A 12,425-nucleotide genomic window follows, 5' to 3' on the forward strand; every position below is an offset into this window, starting at 1 on the left:
TGATGCAACGACACCATGACACCATGACACCCAGCCTCAACAGAAAGGCGTGCGAGCCGCACGACCTGCTCTGCGACTGTGGTGCTCAGGCCTATCTCTTGAAGGTCTTGATCGCGCATGCTTGTGATCACCGTGAGCGCAAGAACTTTCAGCTGAGGAAAAGGGCGTGCGGCCTCGACGGCAGCGCGAAGAACAGCTGAACCACCCGAAGCATGGACCGTAACCATTGAGACTCCGAGTTCACCGGCCGCTGTAACTGCGCCATTGACGGAGTTAGGAATCTCGAAGAGCTTGAGGTCGAGAAAGACCTGCTTCCCAGCAGCAACGAGCTTCCGAACAACGGCTGGGCCTTCCGCCGTTAGCAACTGCAGGCCAACCTTATAGAACTCCGCAGACGTGCCTAACTGCTCTACAAGCGTGTCGGCCTGTCCTGCGTTCTCGAAGTCGAGCGCGACGATGACTCGGCTGTTTGGACCTATGGACATTCGATTCACCGCGATTGGTTGCTAGGACGCCCAACCGTTACGGTAAGCGGCAAACAACGGCGCCGCAGCTGTTGATAGAAGCCTGAGCAGGACCGCCGTTGCCTGTCCGCTTGACCATAGGGTTGGGCTTCATTGAATTCGCGCCTCAATTTACAACCGCCCACCAGCCATGTTCGTCATGGCCCCATTTGACGCCCAAGCCCTGTGCAACCGTGCGCAATAGTTCTAGCTCAGTAGCATTTGGCCCCGCGTCAAGCAGATGACCAGAGCCGCTAGTGCCATCAGGCTTCTTGAATTGAATTGGGAGTGCCGCGACTTGGCAACCAGGTCCACCAGGTTCTCCCAGTCGGTGATATGGGCCATGCGAATCATTCATATACCGCATCCAATTCTGTGTGTGATGCCCAACGTTTGACATGAGGGGCGGCCGAGGGCGATAGCCCTTGGACGTCCCTCTCGATTGATGGGATAGGCGTCACTTTAGTCATGCTCGAACTCCCTTGCCAGGACGCGCTGCGCGAACTGTGTGAACGAATCACCCCTCGGCTGCAGTTCATCCGTTTCGTGAGACCAGAGAACAACCTTGGGTTCTCCTTCTGAACTGATGTCTGCGTAGTTAAAGCAGTAGTAGTCACCAGAACCAAAATCTGCAAAGGGAAGTAGAGACTCAACTTCTTCTCTGTTGTCGAGGTTTTCGATCCAGGCTTCCCAGCCAACTTGATAGTTCCGAACAATGGAATCCCAGGTCTTTCTTGGATCTCTGTCGTCTAGGACGGGGTAGATGTGAACTCCGTCGATGCCTAGCCCGTTGTTGAGCAAAAGCCATTCGCGAAACGACGTCGGGAGTTTGCGGCCGAGTTCCTGCTCGGCTCTGGCAATTGATTCCTCTGTCGTGCCGATGACTCGGGTTCTGCTCATGTGACGCCTAACCGCCGAGTTCAGCGGCAGTTTTTAAGTTGTGGTTTTATGGAATACTTTTGCGCAGCAAAACCATAAAGCCGCGACTTAAAAACTGTCCAGCGTAGGCACGAAGTGCCGGAGCGGTGCTGCAACGACTTGTTACGTGATAATTTACTTGCGAAGAATTTGAATAGAAGGAAAAAAACTACAACAATATAAACCTAGCCTTCCGAAGCAAACCCAATAAAATCTAAAAATGAACTTTACACAAAACTGCACTAAAGCGAAAGCAATGCATGAAATGAAGAAAACTCAACAACCCCAAAAATGCCGCTAACGATACCCGTATTTTTTTGGATTCTTGAGAATGGCGTCTACGGTTTCCAAAGCCTGTTCATTAGAGAATTGTGCTTTATGCAATATTTCAACTGCTAGCTTTCTATTTTCAGCTTTTATAGACTGGTCAAACAGGTCCAGCAAATTTAAATATACTAGCCTTTCATTTACAGTCATTCCGTTTAATTCATTCTGATTCATAGAACCTCACGTAACGAGGCTGTGCAAAAAAAACACCAAGTCCAGCCGCAGGCTGGCGCATGGGTTCGGTTTTCTGGATCGCCATGGTGCGAGTCCCTCCTGAAGTCGGTTTTCGGTTGTTTGACCTGTTGATTGGGCCTCTGGCGCTCATTCTGGCACCGAACAAGACCCGTATCCCACCCGCTATCTCTTCAGATCACACCCGGCCAGTTTCTCGATGTTGTGCACCAGGCAATACAGCCGCCACTGCGTGCCCACCTTCTTGCTCCCGCGCAGCGTGAATCGGTTCAACCGCTTGTTGTGCCGGATGTTGCCAAACACCGGCTCGACCGTGCCGATGCGCTGGCTGTAGCGCCTTCTTCTCTAGGGACTGTCGATGCGCTGCTTCATCGCTTCGAGCACCTCATTGGGGCTTCGCTGCTCTTTCTTGAAGATCGCCACCTGCCGCACCGCCGTGCGCTCGGGGTGGCGCAGGCACAGGTCCCTTTGATCGCATGCCCCACAGCCGCTTTGGCTGCCGGTGTACTTGCGGCAGCTTCGGCCGTTGCTGTAGAGCTTGCGGCCAGCCGGGCAAATGCAGTGGCTTTGGTCTTCGGCCACCCGGAAGGCGGGCACCGACATCCGCACGGTGCAGGAGTTGCTGGGGCGCTCGGACGTTTCAACGACGATGATCTACACGCATGTACTCAAGGTGGCCACAGGCGGCACGGCCAGTCCACTGGATGCGCTGGTGCTGGGGTGCTGATGGAAAACCCCGAGAAAAAACGCTCAGCCTGCAGCACCTGCCTCAGACCACCTTCTGCTTCCCCGGCAACGCCGTCCCAATGAACTCTGTGGGACGCCGCACAGATGCCCGGCCGCCACTTTGCGAACATGCGCCGACCCGGCCGCCTGTGGCGCACGCATGGCGAACGGCGACACCGGTGGTCATCCACCCAACCCACCTTGAACTGGAGATACAGATGCAACTGCTCAAAGACGTGATGAGCCCCGACGTGCAGGTGATCAGCCCCGAGGCGACGCTCCGGGACGCCGCAGCGCGGATGCGGGACGAAGGCTTCGGCATGCTGCCCGTGGGCGAGAACGACCGGATGATCGGCGCGGTGACCGACCGCGACATCGCCGTGCGGGCCGTGGCCGAAGGCAAGGGCGGCGACACGCTGGTGCGAGACGTGATGACCAACGACGTGATCTGGTGCTTCGAGGACGACACCGTGGAGACCGCCGCCGACATGATGAGCAAGTTCCAGGTCCGGCGCCTGCCGGTGGTGAACAGCGACAAGCGCCTGGTCGGCATCGTGTCGCTGGGCGATTTTGCGGTCGCGGCCGACGACTTCCAGTCCACCGCCGATGCCCTGGTGGCCATCTCCCAACCGTAGGCCCGGGCCGCGTGCTGGACATCGTCGCGAGCACCCTGCGGGCCGAGTTCTCCGACCTGCTGCAGGTTGAACAGGTCACGCGCGTCACCGCGCGCATGACCGTGGCCCTCTTGCTGGGGGCCGTGATCGGCTGGGACCGCGAGCGCCGCGATGCCGACGCCGGACTGCGCACCCACATGCTGGTGTCGCTGGGGGCCGCGCTCTTCGTGCTGGTGCCCGCCGAAGCGGGCATGGGCCCGGACGAACTGAGCCGCGTCGTGCAGGGCATCGTCTCCGGCATCGGATTTCTCGGTGCGGGCGCGGTGCTGAAGATGGGCCACGAGGGCCGCATCCACGGCCTGACCACGGCGGCCACCATCTGGGCCACGGCGGCGGTGGGCATGTCGGCCGGGCTGGGTCGCGAAGGCACCGCCATCCTCGCCACCACCTTCATCCTGCTGGTGCTGGTCTGGCTCAGGGGCCTGGAGGTGCGCAAGGCGAACCACGCCGCCCGCCTGATCGCTTCGCCGGACGACGGGCAAGAGCCCAGCTTCGAGCCCGGTCGGGAGGTCGATCCCGGCTCGCATTGAGCGGCGCAGGCGCGGGGGAAACCATCAGCCCGACCGCTGCGGGATCGCCGGCGCCTCCATGGCGCCTTCGGGCTCACCGCGCTGCGCAAACACCCAGGTGAACTCCGCCCCGAGCAGGAAGATTTGCGCCGAGTAATACACCCAGAGCAGCAGCACCACCAGGGACGATGCGGCGCCGAACACCGAGGCCACGGCGCTGCGGCCGATGTAGAGGCCGATCAGCGTCTTGCCGACCGTGAACAACAAGGCGGTGAAAAGCGCGCCGATCCACACGTCGCCCCAGGCGACATGGGTTCGGGGCATCCACTTGTAGATCATGGCGAACACCGCGGTGATGAAGGCCAGCGTCACGCCGAAGTTGACGGCATCGGCCACGACCGCAAACTCGCCGAACCAGGGCGCCCACCATTTGCCCAGCGCGGCCATCAGGGCGCTGAGCACGAGCGACACCATGAGCAGGAAGCCGATGCCCAGCACCAGCCCGAGCGAGAGCAGCCGCACCCGGAAGAAATCGCGCACGCCACTGAAGTCGGGGCGGGGCGGCACCTGCCAGATGCGGTCCATGGCGTTCTGCAGTTCGACGAACACGGAGGTGGCGCCGACCAGCAGCGTGCCCAGGCCCACGAGCATGCCCACCGCGCTGGCGGCGGGCTGGTCCAGGCTCACGAGCACGGTGTCCAGGGTGGTGGCGCTGTCTTCACCCACGAGCTGGGAGATCTGCGCAAAGATCTCCATCCGCGCGGCCGCCTCGCCAAAGAAGAACCCGGCCACCGAGATCACGATCAGCAGCAGGGGCGCGATCGAGAACAGCGTGTAGAACGCGAGCGCCGCCCCCATGCTGGGAGCGTAGTCGTCGAGCCACGCGTTCACCGTGGACCTGAGCAGCCGCCAGATCGTCGGGTCCTGGACCTGTTGCATGGTGGGCTCCTTGAAGGTGGCTGCCCGTTCGGACGGGCGCAGGTGGGCACGCGCCGTGGGCGCCGGAGAGGGCCACGGCCCATGGGTGGTGAAGCATGCCCGCGCGCCGCGCTGGCGTCGGTGCGATAGCGCTCAGAACCGGCCCGGCGCCCACCCGGCTCAGGCGGCCTGCCGCTCCCCTGGCAAGGCCGCCTTGTAGACCGAGTTTTTTGGCATCGCCATCAGCCGCCGCACCATCGGCTCAAAGAAACTCAGCGGCAGCGCCTCCATCGCCGGGTCAAAGGCCGGGTTGTCGTAGCGCTCGACGAACTCGGCCGCGCGGTCGCGGTGCGGGTGGTCTTGGAACATGTCGCGCATGTTGCGGTCGAGGCCGATGTGGTGGAAGAAGTTGTAGCCCTGGAAGATGCCGTGGTGCTGCACCATCCACAGGTTGGCGTCGCTCACGAAGGGCTTGAGGATGGCTGCGGCGATGTCGGGGTGGTTGAACGAGCCCAGCGTGTCGCCGATGTCGTGCAGCAACGCGCACACCACGTACTCCTCGTCGCGCCCGTCCTGGTGCGCGAGCGTCGCGGTCTGCAGGCTGTGCGTGAGCCGGTCCACCGGAAAGCCGCCGTGGTCGCCGTCGAGCAGCTGCAGGTGGGCGAGCACGCGGTCGGGCAGCGTTTTCGCCATGGCCATGGCTTCGGGGAGGATGCAGGCCCAGTCTTGCTGGGTGCTCTGCTCCATGCGCTTGAAGGTGGCGCGGGGTTTCTCTTGCATGGTGTCTCCTGGGGTGGGTTGGCCATGCTGTCTGAAAGTTTTCCGGGCCACAAGAGCGGTGTCCCGGCTTTCAGTCGCGCCGGGAACAGGTGGTCAATCCATCGGCCAGGGAAGGTCACCCGGTGTGCGGGTGCCGTGTGGCTCGGCCTCGGGCGCCGCAGTGCCGCGCCCCGCCCCCACCCCGCGCCACCAGGGCATCACCGCCCGATGCTGCGCCGGCTCGACCGCTTCGCCCAGCCGGGGCATGAGCAGCAGCTCGCGCGACGGGGCGAGCTGGAGCAGCGTTTCGGCGGGCTGGTCCCAGGCGTGCAGGGCGAGGCTGAAGGTGCCCCAGTGCACCGGCAGGAAGGCGCCGCCGCCGAGCAACTGGTGGGCCTTGAGCGCGTTCTCGGGGCCGAGGTGGATGTCGCCCCACGAGGGGTGGAAGGCGCCGACTTCGAGCATCACGAGGTCGAAGGGGCCGAGGCGCTCGCGGATCAGCGCGTACTCGCTGGTGAGGCCGGTGTCGCCGCTGAAGAACACCGCGTGGCGCTCGCTGCGCATGACCATGGACGACCAGAGCGTGGCGTTGCGGTCTTTGAGGCTGCGCCCGGAGAAGTGCTGCGAGGGCGCGGCGGTGACGGTCAGGCCGGTGCCGGGCACGCGGTGGGTCTCCCACCAGTCAAGCTCGGTGATGCGCTCGGGTGCGATGCCCCAGGCCTGCAGGTGCGCGCCGACGCCGAGCGAGGTGACGAAGGGCACGTTGCTGCGTTTGGCCAGGGCGTGGATGGTGGGGTAGTCGAGGTGGTCGTAGTGGTCGTGCGAGATCACGACCACGTCGACCTCGGGCATGTCGCGCAGGCGCAGCGGCACGGGCTGGAAACGTTTGGGGCCGAGCAGGCGGAAGGGCGAGGCGCGCGTGCCCCAGACCGGGTCGGTGAGCACGCGGTGGCCGTCCATTTCGAGCAGCACGGTGGAGTGGCCGAGCCAGGTGGCGCGCAGGCCGCTGGCGCTGGGGCGGCCCCAGGCTTCGCGCGGGTCCACCGACGGCAGCGGTGCACCGGGCACGCGCCGGTTACCGTTGGACAGGAACTCGCGCAGCGTGGGACGGGCCACGGTGCGGTCGCGCAGGCCGGGCGCGATGGGATACACATTGCGAAAGCCCTCCCCAGCCCAGCGCGGCGAGGCCTGCATGCGTTCGAGGCGAGCGCCCTGGGCGCGTTTGCCGAAAGTGTTCATGGGCGGGGTCTACAGAAGCTGGCACAGGGTGCCGAAAAAGGCAGGGTACACGCAGGCCACCGGCGGGTGCCCGGTCGGGTCGGGTGCCCGTGTCGGCGGTGGGAGATTCGGGTGCCTGCCACTGACCGGCAACGGCCGAGCGCCCCGATGGCATGGATTGCCAGCCCACCGGGGGCCACACCGCTACAAACCGTTACGATGGTTGCGCAGGGCAACACCACACGCTGAACCGCCCATTCCCCGGCCTGTCCCCCCCACACGGCATGAGCACCACCCTTTCGGTTCCGCACCGCAGCATCCCGCTCAGGACCTACCTGACGCGCCTGCTGTGGCTGTGCATCCTGCCGTTGCTGGTGCTGGCCATCTGGCTGGCCTACGACAGCGTGAAGACCTTGCGCACGGGGCAGCGGCAGGCGGCCGAGCAGATGGCGGGGAGTTTCGCCAGCTCCACCGACCAGTACCTGCGCTCGCGCATCCGCGGGCTGAACATGATCGCGATCTCGCCCCTGCTGGACGATCCGGCGCAGTGGCCGATCCTGTACCTGCAGGCGCAGGGTTACCAGAAGAGCTTTGACGGGCACGTGGTCCTGGCCAGCGCGGAAGAGCCGATGCGCATGCTGTTCAACACGCGCCTCCCGTATGGCGAAGCCCTGCCGCCGCTGCCCCGGCCCCAAGGCCACGCGGCGGCGCCGGCCGCCGTGCAGACGCGCCAGCCGGCGGTCGGGGACAGTTTCGTGGGCCCCGTGGCACAGACGCTGCTGGTGGCCATGGCCGTGCCCGTGCTGCGGGAGGGCGCGGTCAGCCATGTGGTGCTCGGCACCTTCGAGGCGCGCCAGTTCCAGGAACGCATCGCACAACTGGAGCTGCCCGAGGGCTGGGCCATGACCCTGCGCGACGGGCGCGGCGACGCCATCGCCCAGCTCGCCCCGGCGGGGTTCGACGCAGAACGCGACGTGGCCGACGGCGGGCGCTTCGTGGCCCCCCTGCAGAACGCGCCCTGGCGGGTGGAGCTGGAAATTTCGCGCGCGGTCCAGCAGGCCCCGCTGGTGAGCAACGGCGGTCTGTTGCTGCTGGGCCTGCTGACGGCGACCTTCACCGGGGTGCTGGGCGGCACGGTGGCGAGCCGCCGCCTGGGGCGGGCCGTGGCCTCGCTGGTGGACGCCCGGAACCCGGCAACGCCCGCCACCCCGAGCACGGAGATCGCGGAGATCGCGGAGATCAACGACGTGCGCGTCCGCCTGGACGAGGCCACCGCGCACCAGCACGAGAGCGACGCCCGCTTTCGCCGCCTGTTCGAGGACGCGCCGGTGGCCATGCGCCTGGTGGCGCGCGACGGTCGCATCCTGACCTGGAACGCGCGCTTCGGTGAACTCTTCGGCTACACGCACGCCGAGATCCCCACCATGGATCACTGGCGGCGCCTCGCCTACCCGGACCCGCTCTACCGCGCCCAGATGGAGGCCAGCTGGGCGGAGACGGTGAAGCAGGCCGACCTGATCCGGGGCGACGTGGACATGGGAGAGGCCCGACCGACCTCGAAGGACGGCACCGTGCGCACGGTGCAGATCCACGTGACCCAGCTGGACGACGGCCTGCTCTCCACCTTTGTCGATGTCACCGAGCGCCGCGAAGCGGAAGACAAGCTCCGGCTCTGGGCCGAGGCGTTCGAACAGGCCCAGCTCGGGCAGGCGATCTCGGACGCGCGCACCAACCTGGTCCGCACCGCGAACCCGACCTTCGCCGCCGAGCGGGGCTACACGCCCGAAGAGATGATCGGCATGCCGCTGTCGCGGCTGTTTCCGGCCGATGGCCAGGCGCAGTTGCGCGAGATGGTCCAGACGATGTCGCACCACGCCCACGCCTCTTTCGAGTGCGAGCACGTGCGCAAGGACGGCAGCCGCTTCCCGGTGCTGATCGACATCACGGTGTTGCGGGACGCCATCGGACAACCCGTGAGCCGTGTCGTCTACTCCCAGGACATCACCCTGCGCAAGCGCGCCGAGGCCGAGGTGCAGCTGCTCAACGTGACGCTGGAGCGGCGTGTGCAGGAGCGCACCGCCGAACTCAGCGCCGCCAACCGCGACCTCGACAGCTTCGCGTTCACGGTGAGCCACGACCTGCGCGCGCCGCTGCGCGCCATGAACGGCTACGCCCAGGTGTTGCAGCAGGAGCTGGCCGGGCAGCTGGATGTGTCGGCCCGGACCTGCCTGAACGGCATCATCTCCGCGAGCGAGCGCATGAGCGGGCTGATCGACGGCATCCTGGTGCTCTCGCGCAGCGCCCGCGACGACATGACGCTCGGCCCGGTGGACCTCTCGGCCCTGGCCCGGCGCCGCCTGGACGAACTGGCCGCCAGCGAGCCGCAGCGCCGCGTGGCGGTGGACGTGCAGCCCGGGCTGCAGGTCACCGCCGACCCGCGCATGATGGACGTGGTGATCACCAACCTGGTGGACAACGCCTGGAAGTACAGCAGCGGCAACCCCGACGCCGAGATCCGCGTGTTCAGCCGCACCGATGCCGACGGCACCTGGTACGGCGTGTCGGACAACGGCGCCGGTTTCGACCCGGCCCACGCCAGTCAGCTGTTCAAGCCGTTCCACCGCCTGCACCGGCAGGACGAGTTCCCGGGCATCGGCATCGGGCTGGCCACGGTGCAGCGCATCGTGGCGCGCCACGGCGGCCGGATCGTGGCCCACAGCGCGCGCGGCCAGGGCGCCACGTTTGCGTTCACGCTTCAGCCCGAACCGGTGCGCGCCGCCGGGCAGGCCTGAAGCACCTCGGCACCGCGCAGCCCCAGGCCGCTGGCGCAGAAATGCCGGCGTCGCGCAAGGTCAAGGATTGCACCGCCCCACGCCTGGCCGCACACTCATGAAAGGCCCGCGGCGGGCCCCATGCGCGGATGCATGGGCACACCCCCTGTCGCTTCAACAAGGAGCTTTCATGTCACCGACACCCACGCCCTTCTGGCGCAGCGCCCTTCGGCCCCTGGCCGTGGCCGCCCTGGTGATCGCGGTGGCCTTGCCCGCGGCGGCCCACCACGGCTGGACCTGGGCCGAGGACGTGAACGCCGAGCTCACCGGCACCATCGTCGCGGCCAAGCTCGGCAACCCCCACGGCGAACTGACGCTGGCCGCCGACGGCGCCAACTGGACCGTCGAGGTCGGCCAGCCGTGGCGCAACGAGCAGGCCGGGCTCAAGGACGCGATGCTGGTCAAGGGCGTGAAGCTCACCGTGTCGGGCCACAAGCACAGCGACCCCAGGAAGAAGGTGTTCAAGGCCGAGCGCCTGCTCATCGACGGCAAGACCTTCAACCTCTACCCCGACCGCAACTGATGCGCGCCCTGCCCGGCCGCGGGGGCGGTTGATGCCACTGGAAGCCCTGGCCACGGCGCTGCAGGCCAGCGGGCTGTCGGCGCTGCTGCGCTCGTCGATCTGGCTCTACCCGCTGGTCAACACCGGGCACGTGGTGGGCATCGCGCTGCTGTTCGGCGCCATCGTGCCGCTCGACCTGCGCCTCATGGGGTGCTTCAGGCGCACGCCGCTCGACCACCTTGCCGGCACGCTGGTGCCTGTCGCCGTCACCGGGCTGGTGCTCGCGCTGTGCACCGGTTCGCTGCTCTTCGCGACGCGACCGCTCGACTACGTGGTGGAGCCGCTGTTCGGCATCAAGCTGGCGTTGCTGGGGGCGGCCGTGCTCAACGCGCTGTGGCTGCGCCGTGGGCCGGACTGGCGGCGGGTGGGCGTCACGCCCGGCGCGCCGCCGCGGCCGGCCTGGCGTCTGCACGGGCTGCTGTCGATCCTGCTCTGGCTGGGGGTGATCACCGCCGGCCGACTCATCGGCTACCGGTAGGCCGCTCAGCCCGCGGACACCGGCCCCTGCGCCCGCGCCTGCAACAGCGTCCGTTCACGGTGATTGCTGGCCAGCGCAGCGGCTTGCGAGAAAGCGGCGCGGGCTTCTTCGCCGCGCCCGAGTTTCTCCAGCAGGTCGCCCTGCACCGCACACAGCCAGGGGTAGCGCTGCAGGGCCTTGTCCTGCAGCAGCGTCTCGACGATGGCAAGGCCGGCTTCGGGGCCATCGGCCATGCCCACCGCGACCGCGCGGTTGAGCTCGACCACGGGCGAGGGTGCGACCTGCATGAGCTGGGCGTAGAGCGCGGCGATGCGGTGCCAGTCGGTGGCCTCGGCGCTGGGTGCGCGGGCGTGGCAGGCGGCGATGTGCGCCTGCAGGCGGTAGCTGCCCAGGGGCTGGTTCAGCGCCTCGGCGCGCGCCAGCGCGGCGAGGCCCCGGCGGATCAGCAGGTGGTCCCAGCGGCTGCGGTTCTGCTGGTTGAGCAGCACGGGCTTGCCCTCGCGGTCGGTGCGCGCGGCGGTGCGCGAGGCCTGGATTTCCATCAGCGCCACCAGGCCGTGCACCTCGGCTTGTCCGGGCGCGATCTCGGCCAGCATGCGGCCCAGGCGCAGGGCCTCGTTGCAGAGTTCGGGGCGCATCCAGTCGCCGCCGCTGGTGGCGGTGTAGCCCTCGTTGAACACGAGGTAGACCACCTCCAGCACCGAGCCGAGGCGCTCGGTCAGCTGCGCGCCCTGCGGCACCTCGAAGGGCACCTGGGCCTCGGCGAGGCTGCGCTTGGCGCGCACGATGCGCTGGCCGATGGTGGCCTCGGGCACGAGGAAAGCGCGCGCGATCTCGTGCGTGGTGAGGCCACCGAGCAGCTTGAGCGTGAGCGCCACGCGCGCGTCGGTGCCGAGCACCGGGTGGCAGGCGGTGAAGATCAGGCGCAGCAGGTCGTCGCCGATTTCCGCGTGCTCGCGGGCCGTGTCGATGGCGTCACTGAAGTCGGGCACCACATGGGCCTCCATCGCTTCGAGGTCGCTGGCGATGTCGCCGTGCCGCGCATCGGCCATCTGGCGGTGGCGCAGGTGGTCGAGGGCGCGGTGCTTCGCCGTCGTCATGAGCCAGGCGCCGGGGTTCTGCGGCACGCCGCCGGTCGGCCAGTGTTCCAGCGCGGCCACGAGCGCGTCCTGCGCCAGCTCTTCGGCCACACCGAGGTCGCGCACGCGCCGCGCCACCGCCGCCACGATGCGGGCGGACTCGATGCGCCAGACGGCGGCGATGGTGTCGTGGACGGCGGAATGCACGTGGGCAGATTACATCTGCGCGCGCACCAGGCGTTCGCAGGGCCGCCCCAAGAACGACTGCACCCCCTTGGGGGGCCTGGCGCAGCCAGGGTTGGGGGCCATGTTTACATCTGCGCCGGGGCCGCGGATTCGTCCATCCAGAACACCTCCCACTGGTGGCCGTCGAGGTCGGCAAAACCGTGCTGGAACATGAAACCGTGGTCTTGCGGCGGGTTGGGGGTGGTGGCGCCAGCGGCCACGGCCTTGCGCACCACGTCTTCGGCCTCGGCACGGCTGTCCACCGACAGGGCCAGGATGACTTCGGTGGCCTGGTTGGCGTCGCTGATGGGCTTCTTGGTGAAGCCCTGGAAAAAGGGCTTCACCAGCAGCATGGCGTAGAAGTTCTCCCCGATTTCCAGGCAGGCGCCCTGCTCGTTGGTGAAGCGCTGGTTGAACGTGAGGCCCAGGGCCTTGAAGAAGGCCTGCGAACGGGCCATGTCCTGGATGGGCAGGTTGACGAAGATCTGGCGAAACATGGTGGGCTC

At 66.7% G+C, this 12,425-nt stretch carries 13 protein-coding genes and 3 pseudogenes; 6 read left to right on the plus strand and 10 right to left on the minus strand.

All coding sequences use genetic code 11. The features are described 5' to 3' along the window. Positions 1-41 precede the first annotated feature (41 nt). From pyrF to IM738_RS18375, 5 genes and pseudogenes are all read right to left on the minus strand, one after another. Positions 42-485 (minus strand): annotated as a pseudogene (gene pyrF / locus IM738_RS18355) (orotidine-5'-phosphate decarboxylase); the annotation flags it as partial. A gap of 480 nt (positions 486-965) precedes the next feature. Next, complete coding sequence (locus IM738_RS18360) at positions 966-1,403, minus strand: SMI1/KNR4 family protein (protein ID WP_236962491.1); 438 nt, start codon at positions 1,401-1,403, stop codon at positions 966-968. A 315-nt stretch (positions 1,404-1,718) separates the two neighbouring features. Continuing rightward, the gene (locus IM738_RS18365; protein ID WP_236962492.1) at positions 1,719-1,922 is read right to left on the minus strand and encodes a hypothetical protein; all 204 of its coding nucleotides are present in this window, start codon (positions 1,920-1,922) and stop codon (positions 1,719-1,721) included. Positions 1,923-2,105: 183 nt separating this feature from the next. Continuing rightward, a pseudogene (locus IM738_RS18370) lies at positions 2,106-2,270 on the minus strand (transposase); the annotation flags it as partial. Positions 2,271-2,285: 15 nt separating this feature from the next. Beyond that, positions 2,286-2,543, minus strand: coding sequence for a hypothetical protein (locus IM738_RS18375; RefSeq protein ID WP_236966464.1), 258 nt, complete (start codon positions 2,541-2,543; stop codon positions 2,286-2,288). On the opposite strand from IM738_RS18375, the pseudogene IM738_RS18380 reads away from it, so the two are divergent. From IM738_RS18380 to IM738_RS18390, 3 genes and pseudogenes are all read left to right on the plus strand, one after another. Beyond that, positions 2,527-2,667 (plus strand): annotated as a pseudogene (locus tag IM738_RS18380) (integrase); the annotation flags it as partial. The gene IM738_RS18375 and the pseudogene IM738_RS18380 sit on opposite strands and share 17 nt — an antisense overlap. 217 nt (positions 2,668-2,884) lie before the next feature. After that, positions 2,885-3,301, plus strand: a complete 417-nt coding sequence (locus IM738_RS18385; protein WP_236962494.1) for a CBS domain-containing protein — start codon at positions 2,885-2,887, stop codon at positions 3,299-3,301. A gap of 11 nt (positions 3,302-3,312) precedes the next feature. Further along, the gene (locus tag IM738_RS18390) at positions 3,313-3,870 is read left to right on the plus strand and encodes an MgtC/SapB family protein (RefSeq protein WP_236962495.1); all 558 of its coding nucleotides are present in this window, start codon (positions 3,313-3,315) and stop codon (positions 3,868-3,870) included. 24 nt (positions 3,871-3,894) lie between these two features. Here IM738_RS18390 and IM738_RS18395 read toward each other — a convergent pair whose 3' ends face one another. The 3 genes from IM738_RS18395 to IM738_RS18405 form a co-directional block, all read right to left on the minus strand. Next, positions 3,895-4,788, minus strand: a complete 894-nt coding sequence (locus IM738_RS18395) for a YihY/virulence factor BrkB family protein (RefSeq protein WP_236962496.1) — start codon at positions 4,786-4,788, stop codon at positions 3,895-3,897. A gap of 159 nt (positions 4,789-4,947) precedes the next feature. Then, positions 4,948-5,547, minus strand: coding sequence for an HD domain-containing protein (locus tag IM738_RS18400; protein WP_236962497.1), 600 nt, complete (start codon positions 5,545-5,547; stop codon positions 4,948-4,950). A 93-nt stretch (positions 5,548-5,640) separates the two neighbouring features. Then, positions 5,641-6,765 carry an MBL fold metallo-hydrolase gene (locus IM738_RS18405; protein WP_236962498.1) on the minus strand — a complete coding sequence of 375 codons (1,125 nt, stop codon included), beginning with the start codon at positions 6,763-6,765 and terminating at the stop codon, positions 5,641-5,643. 263 nt (positions 6,766-7,028) lie between these two features. Here IM738_RS18405 and IM738_RS18410 point away from each other — a divergent pair, with 263 nt between their 5' ends. From IM738_RS18410 to IM738_RS18420, 3 genes are all read left to right on the plus strand, one after another. Further along, positions 7,029-9,536 (plus strand): sensor histidine kinase, encoded by a 2,508-nt coding sequence (locus IM738_RS18410; RefSeq protein ID WP_236962499.1) that lies wholly within the window; start codon positions 7,029-7,031, stop codon positions 9,534-9,536. A 169-nt stretch (positions 9,537-9,705) separates the two neighbouring features. After that, a complete protein-coding gene (locus tag IM738_RS18415) occupies positions 9,706-10,098 on the plus strand; it encodes a DUF6152 family protein (protein WP_236962500.1) in 393 nt (130 codons plus the stop codon). 31 nt (positions 10,099-10,129) lie between these two features. Then, positions 10,130-10,615 carry a hypothetical protein gene (locus IM738_RS18420; RefSeq protein ID WP_236962501.1) on the plus strand — a complete coding sequence of 162 codons (486 nt, stop codon included), beginning with the start codon at positions 10,130-10,132 and terminating at the stop codon, positions 10,613-10,615. 5 nt (positions 10,616-10,620) lie between these two features. Here IM738_RS18420 and IM738_RS18425 read toward each other — a convergent pair whose 3' ends face one another. Both IM738_RS18425 and IM738_RS18430 read right to left on the minus strand, forming a co-directional pair. Then, positions 10,621-11,901, minus strand: coding sequence for an RNA polymerase sigma factor (locus tag IM738_RS18425; RefSeq protein ID WP_236962502.1), 1,281 nt, complete (start codon positions 11,899-11,901; stop codon positions 10,621-10,623). 104 nt (positions 11,902-12,005) lie between these two features. Beyond that, positions 12,006-12,416, minus strand: a complete 411-nt coding sequence (locus IM738_RS18430) for a VOC family protein (protein ID WP_236962503.1) — start codon at positions 12,414-12,416, stop codon at positions 12,006-12,008. Positions 12,417-12,425: the final 9 nt, after the last annotated feature.

This window comes from Hydrogenophaga sp. SL48 (assembly GCF_021729865.1).
Classification (GTDB): domain Bacteria; phylum Pseudomonadota; class Gammaproteobacteria; order Burkholderiales; family Burkholderiaceae_C; genus Hydrogenophaga.